A 19,815-nucleotide genomic window follows, 5' to 3' on the forward strand; every position below is an offset into this window, starting at 1 on the left:
AGTGCAGGAAGCTCTTCAAAGTGCAAATATTGGCCAAGATATTCCCAATTCTCCTACATCATATCGGGAGGAAACAGCATCAGAAATTGCCGCACCTATTAAGGCCCATTACACATTGAAAAAAGATGACAATACCCCTAACATTGGTGCTTCTGTTCCGATACGATCTTCAGAATATAGGGAAGAAACAGCAGCGGAAATAGCTGCTCCTGTTCCACTTATTCGAAGAAAGGAACAGACCGGGCAAAAGGAAAATGCTGCAGGTGGTACAGGTCTAGGAACGCTTGCTTTAGCGCTTTCGATTTTATCACTGTTTGTATTACCTATTCTTTTTGGAGCTGCAGGTATTGTGTTAGGTTTTGTTGCCAGAAGGAGAGGGGCCACAGGACTAGGTGCCTGGGCCATTGGTATCGGTGCAATATCGATTGTTATTGGTATCTTTATTCTTCCGTTCTTTTAACAAAACCTGCATAGGAGCAAAAAGAAACCCGGTGAAAATACCGGGTTTCTTGATGTTAATTCGTAATTTTATCTTCGACTGCTTTTTTCTGAAAATATTCTTCGGCAATTTGGTCAATTTCTTTTTTCAATTCCTCAACTAATTGCGCTTCAGGAACCTTGCGGACGATCTCACCCTTCCTGAATAATAACCCTTCACCTCGAGCACCGGCAATGCCAATATCGGCTTCACGGGCCTCTCCAGGTCCGTTAACGGCACAGCCTAAAACAGCTACTTTAATCGGAGCTTTAATTTTTTCAATGTATTCTTCGACTTCATTTGCAATACTAATAAGGTCAATTTCAATCCGGCCGCATGTTGGGCAAGAGATCAATGTGGCCGCGTTAGAAGAGAGACCGAATACCTTTAAAAGTTCTCTAGCAACCTTTACTTCCTGAACTGGGTCTGCACTTAAGGAAACACGTAGTGTGTTACCTATTCCCATGTGTAAAATAGTGCCTAAACCTGCCGCACTTTTTATGCTGCCTGCAAAAAGGGTTCCAGACTCAGTGATCCCAAGATGAAGGGGATAATCGAATGCTCTTGATGCCTTTTCATAAGCTTCAATGGCAAGATTTACATCAGAGGCCTTCATGGAAACGATAATATCATGGAAATCTAAATCCTCAAGAATTTTAATATGGTGCAGCGCGCTTTCGACCATACCATCTGCAGTTGGATATCCGTATTTCTCTAAAATTCTCTTTTCGAGCGAGCCAGCATTTACCCCGATTCTGATGGGAATACCTTTCTCCTTCGCGGCTTTTACGACAGCCTCGACTTTTTCTCGTTTTCCGATATTACCGGGATTGATTCTGATTTTATCTGCTCCGCCTTCAATTGCTTTAAGAGCCAATTTATAATCGAAATGAATATCGACAACAAGTGGAATGTTGATTCTTTTTTTGATTTCAGGAATGGCATTCGCAGCCCGTTCATCCGGACAAGCCACCCGAACAATCTGACAGCCAGCTTCCTCAAGACGCTTTATTTCAGCAACGGTTGCTTCAACATCATGTGTTTTTGTTGTGGTCATACTTTGTATAAATAATTCGTTACTCCCGCCAATCGTTAAGTTACCAACTTTAATTGGTCGAGTTTTTGTGCGGTGTAATATTTCACTCACGAGTAATTCGCTCCTTCAAAATGGGATTCGAATAAGGTATATAAAAACAATCCGACTCTATTCTATCAGCCTTTCACTATTTTTGACAAGAATAAGCACTATCCTCTTTATTTTGAGTAATCAGGGAAATGATATGTAGACCCGATTTGAATTTTTTCTGGAGTCTCCCCAGGATTTAATTTTCGAAAGTCCTCGATTAAGTCGGAAATCGATACGGGAAGTGATTTATCCAGTTGATGTTCCACGATAGATAGCACTGTTTCACCTGGTTCAACTTGTGCTTCGAAAGAAGGTATATTTGTTTCTGTTTTCAACTCCGTATTTTGTGTTTCGATTTTAGCATCCACCTGCTGTGTGAATGAGGAAGGAAGCGTGCCAACAGTTAAATCAATATAAATTACATATATGATTAAAACGGCTAATAAGAAACCAAATAACTTTTTCATCGGACAAGCCTCCAAATAGACAGTTTGTACATTGCTATGCTTGTCCGAATGTAAAAAGAACAAGTTAATAAAAAAAACGCCCGCTTTGGGCGCCTCTTAGTTCACTTTTTTGGGTTTTGGAATTTCAATTATGGCTAGGTATAAAACGATGATCACAACAAACCAATTAATTAAAAAGCTGTTAGGAACGGTTGTTTTAATTGCCGCCATAATGGTAAAAAACAATGTTGGTAATGTTTCGCTGTATGCAGCCATTCGCCACAACTGCCTGTAATTTAGTTTCCTACCTAAAAGGTTCTTTAATAATAAACCAATTAGAGCCAAAACCGATACCTCGATAAAACTGCCAGCACATGCAAACAAGTAGATAAACACAGAAACCACAGGGATTATTATCCATTTTATTCCGCTAATTGTGTTAATAAAATCCACAATGTCTCCCTTTGCAATGTTTAGCCCTTCTAACATGGAATAAGGATATGTATCAAATCGGCCGCCTGCAGCTAAAACAAATTGATCTTCTAACATGGCAAAAGAATTTCCCTCATCTTGGATATCATCTGCAGAAATAGCTCCAGTTGGGTCTAAAATAATAGAAAAATCATCCTTATTTAATGTAATGGGCACTTTAGTATCAGCTGTTAGATGCCCGTCTTGAATTGAAAAATCAGGTAATTCGTCAGTAATAATGGTTCTAGCCGTATCGACACCCGTGGTAAGTGCCGTACTTAAGTAAATTACTGACGGCAGAATCGAAATTAATGTTAAGAAGAAAACATATAATATTGTTTTTCCTATCCCTTGGAATCGAAATAAGGCAATATCTTTAGGAGAGTAGATACTTTTATACAATTGCTTGAAAATATTCATAATGACCACCTTTATACATTAAATCACAAATGATTGCTCCAGCATCTATTGTATCTTTAGTAAAGGTTATATACAAGAATGACAGCAACTCAATTTTATTTTTGAAACCTATTCCAAGTTTTAATCGTATGAAGGAAAGTGTACACTGTATAAAATATCTAGAAAAATTTTTATGAGGGATGGATAAAATGGAATTGGTCTATTGGAGTATCATCATTTTGTTATTTATTGTTGCATTTGTTGGTTTGGTGTATCCGATTGTTCCAAGTGTGTTATTTATACTGGCAGGCTTTTTATTGTATGGAGTCTTTTTTAATTTTCAACCCTTTCGATGGTACTTTTGGTTGATTCAAGGTTTGTTTATTGTACTTTTATTTGTAGCCGACTATATTGCTAATATGATTGGAATTAAAAAATATGGAGGTTCCAAGGCCGGAATCTGGGGAAGTACGATAGGGATTATCGTTGGACCATTTGTTATCCCTTTTTTAGGAATCCTTATTGGTCCATTTATCGGGGCAATAGGAGCAGAATTAATCTTCAACAAAAGAAATTTCACAGATAGTATTAAAATTGGTTTTGGCTCGGTCATTGGATTTATAAGCAGTGTTATTACAAAAACAATTATTCAAATTCTTATGATAGTTTATTTTTTTATTTTAGTCTTGTAAAAAGCCACCTTTCCGGGTGGCTTTTGTTTGATTAATTTAAGCCGCAAATTTCAAAGGAACAATTTTGACAGTCAACTTCTTCTTTTAAATAGTTGAGTTTTTTTATGGTAAACTTTTGATTATCGTAGGTAATGATCTCTTTCTCGCGAAGATCTTTTAAGGCTCGTTGAATAACTTCACGCGTCCCATAGGTTAAATTAGCTAATTCCTGATGTGTTAGGGGCAGATCAATAAGAATTCCATCCTCTGTCTTAATTCCATAAGTATTAGATAAGCGGATGAGGATAGAATATAAACCGCCTTTTTTACCATTCATAATTAGGTCTTGGCATTTCATTTGTGCCTTTAAATAACCTGTACTTAGCCATGCAACAAGAGCGCTCATTGCTTCTGGATCATTTTTAATAAATTCTTCAAATTGTTCCTTCTTGATAAAGATCATTTCACAATCTGTCATCGTTTTTGCGTAAAATTGATAATGAGGTGATGGTTTGAAAAGTTGATACTCTACAATTAATTCCTGGTCATTTAAGATTTTTAAGATAAAATCCTTGCCGCGTAAATGAACTCTTCCAAGTGAAATACTTCCTTTAAGCAATAAGAAAACATACTGGGCAGGGTCCTTCTCTTGAAAAAGAACGGAACCGGCTTTAATCTTTTGAATTGGTTCTTTTTTTTCGTAAAAGTAAACTAGTAAATTATATATGGAATAACTACTTTTCTGCATGGAAAATCACTCCTTAGCACCCTTCTCTTTGATTAAAATAAATTATTAACAAGGTGTCAATAGAGCCTTTACATGAATTGGTAGTGACAAAAGTCGGATATGACAAAATCGTTGACAGATTGCCCCTTGGATGAAAGGTGACAAATTATCGAATATTTATTAGGAGCGGTAGTGGATTACGTTTTAGTAAAATTTAGAATAAAATCCTTCATTAAGGGCATGGTATTTATGTTAAGAGCCTAAGCATTATATTTGAAACTGAGCACTGACTTTGGTATCTTAAAAAGGAAAGCTTTAGAAATATTCTAAATTCTAAGGCTGAAAAAATCACCATATACATAGGAGGAATAATCATGGCATTTGAATTACCACAATTACCGTATGCAGAAAACGCACTTGAACCACATATTGACAAAGAAACAATGAACATTCACCACACTAGACATCACAACACATATGTAACCAATTTAAATAACGCTTTAGCTGGTAATGAAGAATTACTTTCTAAATCAGTTGAAGAAGTTATTGCTAATTTGGATGCGGTTCCAGAAGCTGCACGTACTGCAGTTCGTAACAACGGCGGCGGTCATGCTAACCATTCTTTATTCTGGCAAATCCTTTCTCCAAATGGCGGCGGCGCACCTACTGGTGAATTAGCTGACGCAATCAGCAGCAAATTTGGCAGTTTCGAAAGCTTTAAAGAAGAGTTTGCTAAAGCAGCAACTACTCGTTTCGGATCTGGTTGGGCATGGCTATCTGTGTCTGGCGGAGAATTAGAAGTATCAAGTACACCTAACCAAGACTCTCCATTAATGGAAGGTAAAACTCCAATTCTTGGTCTTGATGTATGGGAGCATGCTTACTACTTGAAATATCAAAACAAACGCCCAGATTATATTTCCTCTTTCTGGAATGTAGTAAATTGGGATGAAGTTTCAAAACGTTACAGCCAAGCAAAATAATAGCAATAGTAAGAAGGCAGCTTTGGCTGTCTTCTTTTTTTTTGGATTTGAATAAGTGAATAAGAAAAACTTGCTTGTTAAAGACTACCCATAAGATAAAGGGGAGTTTTTTATGGCAAAAAAATTTAAGATTCTAGGTGATGTTAAACTAACAAAAGATTTATTACTTTTGCTTATTATTGGTGGGTTATATTCATTAAGTGTTGCCTTATCCAATACGTTTGTAAATATTTATCTTTGGAAACAAACGGGTAAGTATTCAGATATCGCCCTTTTTAATTTATCGATTGTTGTTTTACAACTGCTCACCTTCATTTTAGCTGGCCGATGGGCCAAGAAAATTGACAGAGTAATCGTGCTTAGAATCGGTGTGATTTTTTTAGCGTTATTTTATGTCATGGTTTTAATCGCTGGCACAAAGGCTTCTACTTATTTACTTTTATTAGGAAGTCTGTTAGGAGTAGGATATGGTTTTTATTGGCTTGCATATAATGTGCTAACATTTGAAATCACCGAACCAGATACGAGAGATTTTTTTAATGGTTTTTTAGGGATATTATCGTCTGCGGGTGGAATGATTGGACCAATCGCTGCTGGAATCATCATAACTAGATTTGACAAATTCACTGGATATACCATTGTTTTTGGGATGTCGCTGGCTTTATTTGCACTTGCGGTTTTTATGAGTTTTTCCTTGAAACCACGACCATCGGCAGGAAGCTATTGTTTTAAACAGATTCTTAATGAAAGAAAACAAAATGAAAATTGGCGTTTGATTACAAACGCTCACTTTTTCCAGGGACTGAGGGAAGGGACCTTTGCATTTGTCATATCAGTGCTTGTTTATATTTCGACGGGAAGTGAACTGTCTTTAGGTACATTTGGTCTCCTTAATTCAGGAATATCATTTATAGCGTATTATCTTGCGTCTAGGTTAATTAAACAAAAGTTTCGAAAAAAAGCGATTCTTATTGGTGGACTTATCCTATATGCGTCTGTCCTGTTAATTGTATGGGACGTGAATTTTGTCAAATTGTTAATCTATGGCGGGATGATTGCAATTGCCTATCCGCTTTTGCTCGTCCCATATATGTCCACTACATATGATGTGATTGGAACAGGTTGGAAAGCGGCAGAAATGAGGATTGAGTACATTGTAGTTCGGGAAATATTCTTGAATTTGGGAAGGATTGTTTCCATATTATCCTTTTTAGCTGCTATCACTTGGTTTAATGCAGAAATCAGTATACCAATCCTACTTCTTGCTTTGGGTGCAGGGCACACATGCATCTATCTTTTTATTAAAAGAGTACATTTACCAGCATCGTAATGCGATGAGTATTTTATTTACTCACCGCATTTTTCATTTTTCACTGAGGCTTTTATGCTAAAAATGGTAAGGGTTTTTCATAGATAAAAGCGGAATTATCCTTTAAAATAGAGAAAGTGACTTTAAGCCGTGAAAAAAGGAAGTGTTTATATACCTTGAATAATAAAAAGAAAAAAAAGAAGCAACATGTGCCCTTTCGTTTAAACATGTTATTCTTTGTCGTGTTTTTGCTATTTTCTATCCTTATACTTAGACTTGGTGAATTGCAAATCGTATTTGGTGATGATTTTAAACGTGAAATTGAACGGACGGAAGCTATTACTGTTAATAATCCTGTACCCAGGGGGAAAATGTTTGACCGCAATGGGAAAATCATTATGGATAATAAACCATTGAACGCGATTACTTATACAAAATATCAACAAACGGATCAAAAGGAAATGTTGCAAACTGCAGAACGATTAGCAAAAATAATCAATATTGATACGAAAAAAGTTCAGATTCGCGATAAAAAGGATTTTTGGATATTAAAACATCCTAAAGAAGCCGAAGCAAAAGTTACCGAAAAAGAATGGGCATTATATGAACAAAAAAAATTGGACGATAAGCAAATATATAAACTTCAATTAGATAGAATTACTGAAAAAGAAATTAACAGCATTAAAGGTGAAACACTGAGAACTCTTGCCATCTACAGGCAATTTAATAGTGGTTATGCTTTAACCCCACAAATTGTTAAAGTTAATGTTACTGATAAAGAGTTCGCCATTGTTAGTGAAAATTTAGAAAGTTTACCTGGTGTTGATACAACTACAGATTGGGAACGAAAGAGAATTTATGGTGACACATTAAAATCAATATTAGGTGGAGTAACTTCTTCCGAAGCGGGGATCCCGAAGGATCAATTAGAAAAGTATATGGCCCGTGATTACAGCCGAAATGATCGTGTTGGAAAAAGTTATCTTGAATTGCAATACGAAGATGTACTCCATGGTCAAAAGGCAAAAGTCAAAAATGTAACAGATAAGTCGGGAAAAATTCTTTCTACAGAAGTGGTTTCGGAGGGGAAAAGGGGCAAGGACCTCGTTTTAACCATTGATATGGACCTTCAGAAGAAAGTAGAAAATATCATCGAAGAAGAAATGTGGAGTGCAAAGCAAAAACCAAATACCTCCCTTCTAGATCGTGCCTTCGTCGTTCTGATGGATCCACATACCGGTGAAGTCCTATCACTTGCTGGAAAACAAATTGGAAAAGATAAAAATGGAAAAACAGTCATGAATGACTTTGCTGGAGGAAATATTACCACTTCGTATAACGTTGGGTCAGCGGTAAAAGGGGCAACAATTTTAACTGGTTATAAAACAGGGGCAATTCAACCAGGTTCTACACAACTCGATGAGCCTTTGAGAATTGCTAGCTCACCTGTCATGTCTTCATGGAGGACATTTGGCCGGATCAATGATTTAAGAGCACTACAGGTTTCCTCAAACGTATATATGTGGAAAACCGTTATAGCAATGGCTGGTGGACAGTATAGACCAAATCAACCGCTGCCATTAGATTATTCTGCCTTTGATACTATGCGGCAGTCATTTAGTCAGTTTGGTTTAGGTACGCGTACAGGGATTGACTTACCTAATGAAATGAGCGGCTTTCCAGGTCCTGAAAGGACTCCTGGTTTACTTCTTTTCCTTTCGATTGGTCAGTATGATACGTATACACCAATCCAACTCGCGCAGTACGTCTCCACAATCGCAAATGGTGGAAATCGTATCCAGCCACATTTGGTTAAGGAAATTCGCGAACCAGAAATGGAAAATAATGAATTGGGTCCTATTGTCGAGGAAATTCAGCCGAAAGTATTAAATCGTTTAGATATGAAGCAATCTTGGATTAATCGGGTTCAAGAAGGTTTTCGGATGGTCATGCAGGTGGGTGACGGTACAGCTGTAAGTTCCTTTAAGGGTGCAGATTATTCCCCTGCAGGAAAAACAGGAACAGCACAGTCGTTTTATGATGGATCTGATAAATCAAAGCGTGGCACAGAAGTAATGAACCTAAGTCTCGTGAGCTATGCGCCATCTGATGATCCCGAGGTAGCCATGGCTGTTGTCGTACCGTGGGCATATCAAGGAAATAGCGGACCAAGTGTTAATAACAAAATCGGCAAAAGAGTATTGGATGCTTATTTTGAATTAAAGAAAGAACGTCAAAATACAGAAAAAAATGCAACCTCTGATCAACAGGAAGTAAATAACGAATAAACCAAAACCAGTAAGCAAGCTGATCATTAATATTACTGAAACACCTGTCTCAATTTGAGGCAGGTGTTTTTTATTATTTAAAGATCATCTACTCTGCATCAATTAAATTTTTTATGGACAATATATATCTAGAGAATTTTATCGATTTACACAAACTCAACATATCTTTACAAAACCTTTACATTTAATTAAAACTCGGTTAACAGTTTAGTTTTATTCTTAGACATGTAAGGCAGAACAAATAACTAACAAACCAAATTCACAGGGGGAATTAAACAAATGAAAAGCTTTAAGAAATTTGGCCTATTACTTACTCTAGCAGCATTAATGGTATTTGTTGCTGCTTGTGGGGGAGCCTCTACTGATAAAAAAGATGAAACTGCTAATAAAGATAATAAAACTACAGAACTTTCTGGCTCATTAACCATTTCTGGTTCCTCTGCAATGCAACCTTTAGTTGCCGCTGCTGCTGAAGAGTTTATGGCAGAAAATCCAAATGTTGATGTTCAAGTAAACGCTGGTGGATCTGGTACAGGCTTATCTCAAGTTGCCGAAGGATCTGTGCAGATTGGTAACTCAGACGTATTCGCTGAAGAAAAAGAAGGTATTCCAGCTGATCAGCTTGTTGACCATAAAGTAGCTGTGGTAGGTATGACAGCAGCAGTTAACCCTAAAGTTGGTATTAAAGATATTAAAAAAGAAGATTTAATTAAAGTTTTCACAGGAAAAATTACGAACTGGAAAGAACTTGGCGGAGCAGATCAAAAGATTGTTCTTGTAAACCGTCCGGACTCTTCAGGTACACGTGCAGTATTCAATAAGTTCGCCCTTGATGGAGCAACACCTGCTGAAGGGATTACGGAAGATTCTTCAAACACCGTTAAAAAGATTATCAATGAAACTGATGGTGCAGTAGGTTACCTTGCATTCTCATACTTCACTGACAAATCTGTGACTCCACTTGCAATCGATGGAGTAGAACCAACTGAAGAAAATGTGCAATCTGGTAAATTCCCAGTTTGGGCATACCAACACTCTTATACAAAAGGTGAAGCAACAGATCTTGCTAAAGCGTTCCTTGACTATTTAATGTCTGACGATATCCAAAACACACTATTAAAAGAACAAGGATATCTACCAGTAACAAAAATGAAAGTTGAACGCGATGCTAAAGGAAATCAAAAAAACCTATAAAAACAGGTTGAATAATGAAAGGGTAAATGCATGTTTGCATTTACCCTATTATGACGTATTTTAGGGGTGTTTGGTGCATTATGGAAAAATTAGTTCCTGCAAAAGATAGATTGTTAAAATCTAAGAAAAATTGGCTCGATGGGGAATTGCGCGGGAAAATTCTCGTGATTTTGTGTGCTGTCATCATGATCTCAGCAACCATCTCGATAACTATTTTCCTTGGTTCAAAGGGTTTACAATCTTTTATAAAAAATGGTGTAAGTCTTATTGAGTTCATAACCAGTACCCACTGGAATCCTACAAATCAAGCGAAACCTGAATATGGGGCTTTACCGTTTATTTTTGGTTCCTTTGCGGTAACCTTTCTTGCAGCAATAGTGGCAGCACCATTAGGTATTGGCGGAGCGATTTTTATGACCGAAATTGCACCCTCATGGGGAAGGAAAATTTTACAGCCAGTGATAGAGCTTTTGGTCGGAATTCCATCTGTAGTTTATGGCTTCATCGGGCTTACAGTGTTAGTACCATTTATCAGGGAACATGTGGGCGGACTTGGTTTTAGCTTACTCTCAGGTACTATTGTATTATCCATCATGATTTTGCCGACAGTAACTACAATTGCAACCGATGCGATGAGTTCACTACCTAAAAATCTTCGTGAAGGTTCGTATGCTTTAGGTGCTACTCGCTGGCAAACTATAAGAAAAGTTTTAATACCTGCTGCATTACCTACCCTCTTGACTGCTATCGTTCTTGGGATGGCAAGAGCATTTGGAGAAGCTCTTGCGGTACAGATGGTGATCGGTAACGTAAGAGACTTACCAACAAGCTTATTAGACGCATCAGCAACCTTAACGACAATTATTACTCTTAACATGGGCCATACAACTTACGGTAGTGTAGAAAATAATACTCTTTGGTCAATGGGCTTAATTTTATTAATCATGTCGTTTGCGTTTATTCTCCTCATTCGCTACCTTTCGTCAAGGAGGAAAATGTGATGAACAGTAAAACAGCAGATCGGATTGCCACAGAAGTATTTATAGCCATTGCAATCATAATCATTTCTATATTAGTTGGTTTATTTTCTTATATTTTGGTAAATGGACTTAAACATATTTCTCTTGACTTTTTAACCACTCCGTCAAGCAATGTCCGTGCGGGCGGGGGAATTCGTGACCAATTGTTCAATTCGTTTTATATATTATTTATTACGATGTTAATTGCCCTTCCTCTAGGTATCGGCGGAGGAATATATATGGCTGAGTATGCAAAGCCAGGGAAAATTACTGACATTATCCGTTCTTGTATAGAAGTTCTAGCCTCTTTACCATCCATAGTAATAGGGATGTTTGGTTTATTAATGTTCGTTAATTTAACGGGCTGGGGCTACACTATTTTAGGAGGAGCCTTAGCCTTAACGGTTTTTAACCTGCCTGTAATTGTAAGGGTGAGTGAAGATGCGATCCGTGCCGTCCCAAGTGATTTGAAAGAGGCTAGTCTTGCCTTAGGGATTACCAAATGGCATACGATAAAAACCATTTTATTACCAAGTGCTTTTCCGACGATATTAACTGGTGCGATTCTTGCTGCAGGTCGTGTATTTGGTGAAGCTGCTGCATTATTATTTACAGCCGGTCTTTCAACACCAAGACTCGATTACGCAAACTGGAATCCATTTTCACCTCAATCACCGTTGAATATATTTCGTCCAGCAGAAACGCTTGCAGTTCACATTTGGTCTGTAAATACACAAGGGTTAATTCCAGATGTGGAAGAGGTTTCTAATGGTTCAGCTGCTGTTTTAGTAATATCGGTATTAGTATTTAACTTATTAGCTAGGTGGATAGGAAGCATGATTCATAAAAAGGTAACAGCATCAAAATAAGGGGCGGGGAGATAGGATGGTTACAGCATTTAAAGAAGAATCGACCGAAAATCAAGCTGTTCAGTCTAACAGCCAGTTGCAAAAGGAACATATCTTAGAGGTAAATAATCTAGAAATATTTTATGGAGAAAAACGAGCTGTCAATGGGATTTCACTTGATATTGAAAAAAATTCCGTTACAGCACTCATAGGCCCTTCAGGCTGTGGTAAATCCACTTTTTTAAGAAGTATTAATCGAATGAATGACCTGATCCCTGGAGCAAGGGCGGAGGGAGAAATCATATATGAAGATCTCAATATTCTGTCGGAACAAATAAATGTCGTTGCACTACGTAAGGAAATCGGCATGGTTTTTCAAAAGCCCAACCCATTTCCAAAATCAATTTATGAGAATATTACACACGCCCTTAAATTTTCTGGAATCAAAAAGAAAAGCAAACTTGATGAAATGGTGGAAGTGAGTCTGAAAAAAGCAGCATTATGGGAGGAAGTAAAGGACAGGCTTCATAAATCGGCTTTGTCACTTTCTGGCGGGCAGCAGCAACGACTTTGTATTGCAAGGACGATTGCGATGAAACCGACAGTCATGCTCCTTGATGAACCATCCTCGGCACTAGACCCAATATCCAATGCTAAAGTTGAGGATTTAATTGTTGAGTTGAAAAAAGAGTATTCCATTATAATTGTCACCCATAATATGCAGCAGGCATCACGTATTTCTGATAAAACAGCCTTCTTCTTGAGCGGTGATATAATTGAATATGATCATACGGAAAAAATCTTTACCAATCCATCTGTTAAAAAGACAGAGGAATATATCTCAGGTAGGTTTGGATAAGGGGGAAAAGTTGTGGCAATACCAACATTAACCAGACAAGTATTTGATGTCAAAGACCTGAATTTATGGTATGGAGAGCATCATGCGTTAAAAAACATCAACTTTCCAATTGACAAAAAAGAGGTTACCGCTATCATCGGTCCCTCGGGCTGTGGAAAATCTACATTTATCAAAACTTTAAACTTAATGATTAATATGGTCCCAAATGTAAAAATGACGGGCGAAATTAATCTAAATGGGCAAAATATATTAGACAAGAAAATGGATCTCGTCGAACTGCGAAAACATGTTGGAATGGTTTTTCAGAAGGGAAATCCATTTCCACAATCTATCTTTGATAATGTTGCCTATGGCCCAAGAGTCCATGGTATCACTAAAAAGAAGCATCTAGATGAGATTGTCATTAAATCACTGATGGATGTAGCATTATGGGAGGAAGTAAAGGATCGTTTAAATGCTCCTGCTTTAGGTCTTTCTGGGGGACAACAGCAAAGGCTATGTATTGCAAGAGCACTTGCAACGAAACCTGAAGTGTTGTTAATGGACGAACCTACTTCAGCATTAGACCCAATTTCTACGTTAAAAATTGAGGAAATGATCCTAGAATTAAAAGAAAAATATACGATTGTTATTGTTACCCATAACATGCAGCAGGCATCAAGGGTTTCAGACAAAACAGCTTTCTTTTTAATGGGTGAATTAATCGAGCTAGATTCAACTTCGACAATTTTTTCAAATCCAAAAGACTCACGGACTGAAGGATATATTACAGGAAGATTCGGATGATGAGGTGTCTACTATGAGTACGAGGACAAATTTTGATAATAATTTAAAAGAATTAAAAGATCTTCTATTAAAAATGGCTGAAAAATCGGAGCACGCTATCCAAGAATCGATGATTGCCTTAATAAATCAGGATATGGAAAAGGCGAAGCAGGTCATTGATGGTGATAATGAAATCGATGAGTTAGAATATGAAATTAATGATAAAGCATTATTATTAATTGCAAGACAATCACCAGTAGCCACCGATCTTAGGAAAATTAATGTGGCATTAAAGGTTTCGTCTGAGGTTGAACGTTTTGCAGATATAGCAGTAAATATAGCAAAATCGACCATCCATATTGGCAAGGAAGAGCATTTTAAAGAAATAATAGATATACCAAAAATGATGGAGATGGCCTTAGAGATGGTTTCTGATTCCATAAAAGCCTATTATTCAGAAGATGTTACATTGGCAAAAAAGTGCGCGGAAAAAGATGATGCAGTGGACAAAATGTTTGGAAGCTTAATCCAAGAATTATTGAGCTATATCCCACAAAATCCAAACTCTACGAATCAAATTATTCAATTAGCGTTTGTATGTAGATTTATTGAAAGAATCGCAGACCATTCAACCAATATCGCAGAGCAAGTCATTTACCTTGTGACAGGTAACCGTGTTAATTTAAATGCCTAATGATAAATAGTGTTTATTAAAGATAAGGATTTTTATGCCTTATCTTTTTTTATTTTAGGCTCTGTTAATCTTAGATGTTGATTTACGCTCCAGGCGCGTGCGGTTCGCGGGCGGTCAGGGGAGCCTCCTCGGCGCTAAGCGCCCCTGCGGGGTCTCCCCTGCCCCGTCCTCCCGCAGGAGTCTTCGCGCCTTCCGCTCCAATCAACTTGGCTGTAATATCAACAATGACCTTTATCACATCCTTATTTTACAAGGGAAACGGATTGGCATTTAATACTAAAGTCTTTCAAGAAACGACAATTTGCGTTTATTGTGCGCGGTTGAATCTGGTGGTACGATTAAATTATCATGTATTAAGCATAATTTGGAATTTGGTGCATATATTGATTGTTTGCAGAAATGGAGGAAGACATGATTAATGAGATTAGTAACCTAAAAGGAGATGGAAGAAATAAAACTAACAATCCATCTACAGATTTTATTCCAATTAAAGGTGAGTTGGCCGCAAAGCTTGTTACCCCCCGCAAATTGCTTCTCTACTGGGAAGTTTCCGATATACCCAAAAAAATGATAGAACTATTTTTTAATCTTAGCTTTGAGAGTCTTATCCCTGTTGTTCGGATCTATGATGTCACTGATTTGGTTTTTACCGGAAAAAATGCTCACCATTTTTTTGAGATCGCGGTTCCTTATAAGAAAGGACATTGGTTCATAAAAGGATTGGTTGCAAATCGCAGCTATATAGCAGAATTAGGGATTACTATTTCCAATCAGGAATTTTTCCCCCTATTCCGTTCCAATTCCATTCAAACTCCGATGATGGGAATACCGAATGGAAATGAGATGAATCATGATCTAATCCAACTTAAACAACATGAAGAGCAGCCGCCAAAGTGGATTGATCATGTTAGTACGTATAGTTATTACGTGGAATCAAAAAACATGGAGAATATTAATGGATAATATATTCTCCCAACACGATGATTTGCATAAAACCCCATCCAATTATCGGACATTAAAAATACTGATGCTTTGCTGGGAATATCCTCCTAATATTGTTGGCGGTCTTTCAAGGCATGTATTTGGATTATCCGATCATTTGGCAGAAAAAGGACATGAAGTTCATGTTTTAACGGCGTTAAATGGTAATCTTCCATCATTTGAAAATATGGATGGCGTAAATGTTCATCGCGTCAAACCAATAAACCAATACGATGATAATTTTCTTTCGTGGATAGGTGGACTTAATTTAGCTATGGCTTTCAAGGCAGAAAAATTAGCCGAGGAAATCCATTTTGATATCATCCATGCACATGATTGGCTTGTTGGTTCAGCCTCGATTGTATTGAAAGAATCACTGAAAATTCCACTACTAGCGACCATTCATGCGACAGAGTATGGAAGGAACAACGGTATTCATACTCAAATGCAACAGTTTATTCATAAAAAGGAACAGCAATTAATTGGCGAATCCGATCAAATTATTGTTTGCAGCGATTACATGAAAGATGTTCTCAACTCCGTCTTTAATGCGAAAAATGAAAAGATAGCCATTATTCCAAATGGTATTGCACCTGTCTTGAATGAACTAGATACAGAGGAAATATTTCCGGAACTTAAGGATCAGAAATACATTTTTTCAATTGGTAGGATCGTAAAAGAAAAAGGATTTGAAACCATAATAGAGGCAGCTTCGATCGCAAAAGAGAGGGAAATAGATTGCTTTTTTGTGATAGCGGGAAAAGGACCGATGCTCGAAACGTATCGAAGACAAATTAACGTGCGGAATTTAGAAAGCCATATTACATTTGTGGGATATGTTACTGATGAGCAAAGGAATTCACTCATTGCTGGAAGTGAACTAGCAGTCATTCCTAGTTTATATGAACCTTTCGGAATAGTGGTACTTGAAACGATGATCTTAGGTAAACCAACGATTGTATCCAAAACAGGTGGGATGAAGGGTATTGTGAAGCATCTACATACAGGATTACTAATGACCCCTGGGGATGCAGAGAGCATGCTCGAACAAATCGACTTTCTAATAAATCATCCACTTAAAGCAGAAGAAATTGGCAAAAAAGGAAGACAAATTGTAATAAGCCTGTATGGATGGAAACGTATTGCATCCGAAACAAGCAGGGTAATGGAAGATACTGTATTGAACAAACGCGTTCATACTGATGCACAAAAAGAAACTCCATATAATTTATAAAATGAAGTGGGTATGAAAGAATATACTGCCATGCCGAACTAGAAGGTTTTTACAGATCAAATTTGGAGTTCACTTCAAAAGGGGAACTTGAATTATCTTCCGATAGCCAAAGGTCCAGCGGCCAGTATTTTTGCAATGAAAATGACGATAGAGTCGCATGGAATTGCTAAAATGAACACATGGACCATGACAGGTTCCAACAAAAGTGAATTGATTTCAATGGAGGAAGCACTTTTAAAGAAAATTCACTGAAATGAATGAAAGTTTATTAACAAAAAAACATACTAGCATTTCCTTTTAAAAAATGATATTATGGAAAAGTCGTATGAAAGAAATGCTTAATTGTTTGGAGGGAAATAAACATGCGTGTGAATATTACATTGGCTTGCACTGAGTGTGGAGATCGTAACTATATTTCAACAAAAAATAAACGTAATAATCCAGATCGTCTTGAGCTTAAGAAATATTGCCCAAGAGAAAAACGTTCAACAGCACATCGCGAAACAAAATAAACAGTGGGGGCTTCCTGCTGTTTTTTTTGTTGTCTAAAAGTTAGGAGCTTACTAAAATGAATAATAAAAACTCTATTCGTAAGCAAATGAGAGAAACGCTTTCAAAGCTTACAAAACCTCAATACGAAGATTATTCGTATAAAATTGCTTGTACACTTTATGAGGATGAAGCATGGAAACAAGCAAAAGTTATTGGATTAACGGTTTCAAAACAACCAGAAGTGGATACATATCAATTGATTCGCAAAGCCTGGGAATCAGGAAAACAAGTTGTTGTGCCAAAATGTGATTCAAATGAAAGACGGCTATCATTTAGAACTTTAAATGAATTTTCTCAGCTGGAATCAGTATTTTATGGTCTATTTGAGCCGATTGAGGAAGTAACTAAGGAAGTTGATGCAGATAGGATTGACCTAATGATTGTTCCAGGTTTAGCCTATACAAAAGAAGGGTACCGTTTGGGTTTTGGTGGAGGCTATTATGATCGTTATTTACAAAATTACCACGGTATGACGATTTCACTTGCCTTTACTGATCAATTGGTCCCACAGTTTCTTGTTGAGGAGCATGATGTACCGGTATCCCAAATTATTACAAACCATGGAGTTATCAAAATAAAATGATCATAGCGATTTTGATTTTCGTTGGAATTCTATTGACAGGTGCGGCAGGTTATAAATCCAAATCCTTGACTAGATCAGGGGCCTTTGCTGCCATTTTAGTTGGACTTGCAGTGTATTTAGGCTTCGATGTAAATGGTCTTTTCCTGCTTGGGGTATTTTTTGCCTCTTCAAGTTTTTGGTCAAAATACAAAAGTAGTGATAAGAGCATAATAGAAGAAAAGCTTGCAAAAGGGGCTACAAGAGATTGGCGTCAGGTCGCTGCGAATGGAGGAGCGGCCGGGCTTTTCAGTATCATTCAGTATTTCAACAATGATATGATCTGGTTAGTTGGCTTTATAGTATGTCTGGCTAGTGCAAATTCTGATACCTGGGCCTCGGAAATCGGTAGTTTAAGCAAAAAAGAACCATTATACATACGTTCCTTTAAACGGGTTGAAAAGGGGACATCGGGAGCAATCAGTTTATTGGGAAGCTTGGCATCCCTTGCAGGTTCCTTCTTAATTTCAATCATAGGATTTTGGCTTTTTGATTTAAGTTATTTCTTAACAGCTCTTGTTTTCCTTTTTGGTTTTTTGGGAAATGTTATTGATACGTTGATTGGTGCCTTTTACCAACAGGTATATGTTTGTGTGAAATGCGGGATAGAGACTGAAAAAAAGAGGCATTGTGATTTGCCGGCAAATAGAATAAAAGGGTCTGTCTTTGTAGATAATGATATGGTGAATTTCCTTTCAGGTTGTGTTGCTGCTATGTCAGCGATAGGAATCATTTATTTGAATAACTAATTTTTTTGGGGATGAATGATATTGATATAGCAATATCTTTTACATGGAGGAATGGTCATGTTTAATCGCGTGAATAGAGTGGCTCTCATTGGAACGGGATTTGTGGGTTCAAGTTATGCTTTTGCCTTATTAAATCAAGGGATAACAGAGGAGCTTATCTTGATTGATTTAAATAAGGAAAAGGCAGAAGGAGACGCAATGGATTTGAATCACTGCCTACCATTTTCTCCATCCCGGACGAAAATCTGGTACGGAAGTTATCAGGATTGTGGTGAAGCAGACCTAATTGTTATCACAGCGGGTGCAAACCAAAAGCCAGGGGAAACACGACTTGACTTAGTTGAAAAAAATACAAGGATCTTTAAGGGAATTGTCGAAGAAATTATGGCAAGTGGGTTTGATGGTATTTTCCTCGTTGCTACAAATCCGGTCGATATATTAACGTATGCCGTTTGGAAGTTTTCAGGGCTGCCAAAAGAGCGGGTAATTGGTTCTGGTACAATTTTAGATACAGCACGTTTCCGCTTTTTGCTTGGCGATTATTTTGATGTAGATACGCGTAATGTTCATGCCTATATTATTGGAGAGCATGGTGATACAGAACTCCCCGTATGGAGTCATGCGGATATTGCTGGTACATCTATTAGTGAGTGGTCAAAAAACAAAACAGGGTTTAATCAAACGGACCTTGATCGAATTTTTATAAATGTTCGTGATGCTGCCTACCATATCATTGAAAGAAAAGGTGCAACGTATTATGGAATTGCTATGGGTCTCGTAAGATTGACAAAAGCGATTCTTCAAAATGAAAATTCTGTGTTAACTGTTTCTGCCTATCTAGATGGGGAATATGGACAGAATGATATCTATATAGGTGTACCAGCTGTAGTTAATCGAGATGGAGTTAGGCAAGTTGTGGAGCTTAAATTGAATGACGAAGAGCAGGGGAAATTCGTTAATTCTGTGAATGTATTAAAACAAACGATGGAACCGGTCTTTAAGAACTATTAATCAAAAGGATTGAATTCTTATACTTGAATTCAGTCCTTTTTTTATGGATAAAATGATGGTCATAATCGCAAAATACTAGTAGGAGGGATGAGAATGTCTCGTATGTTAACATCCATATTGATGATTGGTTCTATTGGTTATTTTGGTTTCCGATACAGATACCGTCTTATTAATGTGCTACTAGGGTCTAGTTGGATGCGCAGGCTTGCTGTAGGCTCAGTTATGAGCTTCCCAGGTGTAAAACAAAAAATGATGCAATCGGTTTTTGGAAGACCATCTGAATGGTGAAAACCACAGATGGTTTTTTTTTATGGAGAAGACGTATCTTAATAAAAATAAAAAGCTTGATTGATTATTGTTACTCGAGAATCGTTTATAATGAAAGATATAAG

General features: G+C 37.3%; 23 protein-coding genes. 19 read left to right on the plus strand and 4 right to left on the minus strand.

Annotated features, from left to right (window positions below):
• Positions 1 to 115 precede the first annotated feature (115 nt).
• On the plus strand, positions 116 to 460 hold the full coding sequence (locus J7E66_RS06105) for a hypothetical protein (RefSeq protein WP_251032792.1): 345 nt from the start codon (positions 116 to 118) through the stop codon (positions 458 to 460).
• A 55-nt stretch (positions 461 to 515) separates the two neighbouring features.
• Here J7E66_RS06105 and ispG read toward each other — a convergent pair whose 3' ends face one another.
• The 3 genes from ispG to J7E66_RS06120 form a co-directional block, all read right to left on the minus strand.
• Positions 516 to 1,616, minus strand: a complete 1,101-nt coding sequence (gene ispG, locus J7E66_RS06110; RefSeq protein ID WP_214731935.1) for a flavodoxin-dependent (E)-4-hydroxy-3-methylbut-2-enyl-diphosphate synthase — start codon at positions 1,614 to 1,616, stop codon at positions 516 to 518.
• Between the two features lie 116 nt (positions 1,617 to 1,732).
• Positions 1,733 to 2,071 carry a hypothetical protein gene (locus J7E66_RS06115; RefSeq protein ID WP_214998493.1) on the minus strand — a complete coding sequence of 113 codons (339 nt, stop codon included), beginning with the start codon at positions 2,069 to 2,071 and terminating at the stop codon, positions 1,733 to 1,735.
• 96 nt (positions 2,072 to 2,167) lie between these two features.
• Positions 2,168 to 2,941, minus strand: coding sequence for a DUF1189 domain-containing protein (locus J7E66_RS06120; RefSeq protein ID WP_214998494.1), 774 nt, complete (start codon positions 2,939 to 2,941; stop codon positions 2,168 to 2,170).
• A 188-nt stretch (positions 2,942 to 3,129) separates the two neighbouring features.
• Here J7E66_RS06120 and J7E66_RS06125 point away from each other — a divergent pair, with 188 nt between their 5' ends.
• Positions 3,130 to 3,612, plus strand: a complete 483-nt coding sequence (locus J7E66_RS06125) for a DUF456 domain-containing protein (protein ID WP_088088995.1) — start codon at positions 3,130 to 3,132, stop codon at positions 3,610 to 3,612.
• A gap of 31 nt (positions 3,613 to 3,643) precedes the next feature.
• Here J7E66_RS06125 and J7E66_RS06130 read toward each other — a convergent pair whose 3' ends face one another.
• Positions 3,644 to 4,339, minus strand: coding sequence for a Crp/Fnr family transcriptional regulator (locus J7E66_RS06130; RefSeq protein ID WP_214998495.1), 696 nt, complete (start codon positions 4,337 to 4,339; stop codon positions 3,644 to 3,646).
• Between the two features lie 353 nt (positions 4,340 to 4,692).
• Between J7E66_RS06130 and J7E66_RS06135 the strand changes: the two genes are divergently transcribed.
• From J7E66_RS06135 to J7E66_RS06215, 17 genes are all read left to right on the plus strand, one after another.
• Entirely contained in the window at positions 4,693 to 5,301 is a 609-nt protein-coding gene (locus tag J7E66_RS06135) for a superoxide dismutase (RefSeq protein WP_088088992.1), read from the plus strand.
• 112 nt (positions 5,302 to 5,413) lie between these two features.
• Complete coding sequence (locus J7E66_RS06140; protein ID WP_214998496.1) at positions 5,414 to 6,631, plus strand: MFS transporter; 1,218 nt, start codon at positions 5,414 to 5,416, stop codon at positions 6,629 to 6,631.
• 206 nt (positions 6,632 to 6,837) lie between these two features.
• On the plus strand, positions 6,838 to 8,898 hold the full coding sequence (locus J7E66_RS06145; RefSeq protein ID WP_214998553.1) for a peptidoglycan D,D-transpeptidase FtsI family protein: 2,061 nt from the start codon (positions 6,838 to 6,840) through the stop codon (positions 8,896 to 8,898).
• A gap of 279 nt (positions 8,899 to 9,177) precedes the next feature.
• Positions 9,178 to 10,092, plus strand: a complete 915-nt coding sequence (locus J7E66_RS06150) for a phosphate ABC transporter substrate-binding protein (RefSeq protein ID WP_214998497.1) — start codon at positions 9,178 to 9,180, stop codon at positions 10,090 to 10,092.
• Between the two features lie 80 nt (positions 10,093 to 10,172).
• Positions 10,173 to 11,093: a phosphate ABC transporter permease subunit PstC gene (gene pstC / locus J7E66_RS06155; RefSeq protein WP_168245086.1), complete on the plus strand. Its 921-nt coding sequence runs from the start codon at positions 10,173 to 10,175 to the stop codon at positions 11,091 to 11,093.
• Positions 11,093 to 11,980, plus strand: a complete 888-nt coding sequence (gene pstA / locus J7E66_RS06160) for a phosphate ABC transporter permease PstA (RefSeq protein ID WP_214998498.1) — start codon at positions 11,093 to 11,095, stop codon at positions 11,978 to 11,980. Before pstC ends, pstA begins: the two co-directional genes overlap by 1 nt.
• Positions 11,981 to 11,996: 16 nt before the next feature.
• Positions 11,997 to 12,818: a phosphate ABC transporter ATP-binding protein PstB gene (gene pstB, locus J7E66_RS06165; RefSeq protein ID WP_214998499.1), complete on the plus strand. Its 822-nt coding sequence runs from the start codon at positions 11,997 to 11,999 to the stop codon at positions 12,816 to 12,818.
• Between the two features lie 12 nt (positions 12,819 to 12,830).
• Positions 12,831 to 13,604: a phosphate ABC transporter ATP-binding protein PstB gene (pstB, locus tag J7E66_RS06170; protein ID WP_214713383.1), complete on the plus strand. Its 774-nt coding sequence runs from the start codon at positions 12,831 to 12,833 to the stop codon at positions 13,602 to 13,604.
• A gap of 13 nt (positions 13,605 to 13,617) precedes the next feature.
• Positions 13,618 to 14,277: a phosphate signaling complex protein PhoU gene (phoU, locus tag J7E66_RS06175; RefSeq protein WP_214998500.1), complete on the plus strand. Its 660-nt coding sequence runs from the start codon at positions 13,618 to 13,620 to the stop codon at positions 14,275 to 14,277.
• A gap of 411 nt (positions 14,278 to 14,688) precedes the next feature.
• Entirely contained in the window at positions 14,689 to 15,240 is a 552-nt protein-coding gene (locus J7E66_RS06180) for a DUF4912 domain-containing protein (protein ID WP_214998501.1), read from the plus strand.
• Entirely contained in the window at positions 15,233 to 16,492 is a 1,260-nt protein-coding gene (locus J7E66_RS06185; protein WP_214998502.1) for a glycosyltransferase family 4 protein, read from the plus strand. The genes J7E66_RS06180 and J7E66_RS06185 overlap by 8 nt, the downstream gene beginning before the upstream one ends.
• 87 nt (positions 16,493 to 16,579) lie before the next feature.
• The gene (locus J7E66_RS06190) at positions 16,580 to 16,744 is read left to right on the plus strand and encodes a hypothetical protein (RefSeq protein WP_214998503.1); all 165 of its coding nucleotides are present in this window, start codon (positions 16,580 to 16,582) and stop codon (positions 16,742 to 16,744) included.
• Between the two features lie 110 nt (positions 16,745 to 16,854).
• Positions 16,855 to 17,004: a 50S ribosomal protein L33 gene (gene rpmG / locus J7E66_RS06195; protein ID WP_066064234.1), complete on the plus strand. Its 150-nt coding sequence runs from the start codon at positions 16,855 to 16,857 to the stop codon at positions 17,002 to 17,004.
• A 56-nt stretch (positions 17,005 to 17,060) separates the two neighbouring features.
• Positions 17,061 to 17,627, plus strand: a complete 567-nt coding sequence (locus tag J7E66_RS06200; protein WP_214998504.1) for a 5-formyltetrahydrofolate cyclo-ligase — start codon at positions 17,061 to 17,063, stop codon at positions 17,625 to 17,627.
• Entirely contained in the window at positions 17,624 to 18,412 is a 789-nt protein-coding gene (locus J7E66_RS06205) for a DUF92 domain-containing protein (RefSeq protein ID WP_214998505.1), read from the plus strand. The genes J7E66_RS06200 and J7E66_RS06205 overlap by 4 nt, the downstream gene beginning before the upstream one ends.
• A gap of 57 nt (positions 18,413 to 18,469) precedes the next feature.
• Positions 18,470 to 19,423: an L-lactate dehydrogenase gene (locus J7E66_RS06210; RefSeq protein ID WP_214998506.1), complete on the plus strand. Its 954-nt coding sequence runs from the start codon at positions 18,470 to 18,472 to the stop codon at positions 19,421 to 19,423.
• A gap of 93 nt (positions 19,424 to 19,516) precedes the next feature.
• Positions 19,517 to 19,711: a hypothetical protein gene (locus J7E66_RS06215; RefSeq protein ID WP_088088978.1), complete on the plus strand. Its 195-nt coding sequence runs from the start codon at positions 19,517 to 19,519 to the stop codon at positions 19,709 to 19,711.
• The last annotated feature ends 104 nt before the right edge of the window (positions 19,712 to 19,815 follow it).

The organism is Bacillus sp. ISL-7 (genome assembly GCF_018613065.1).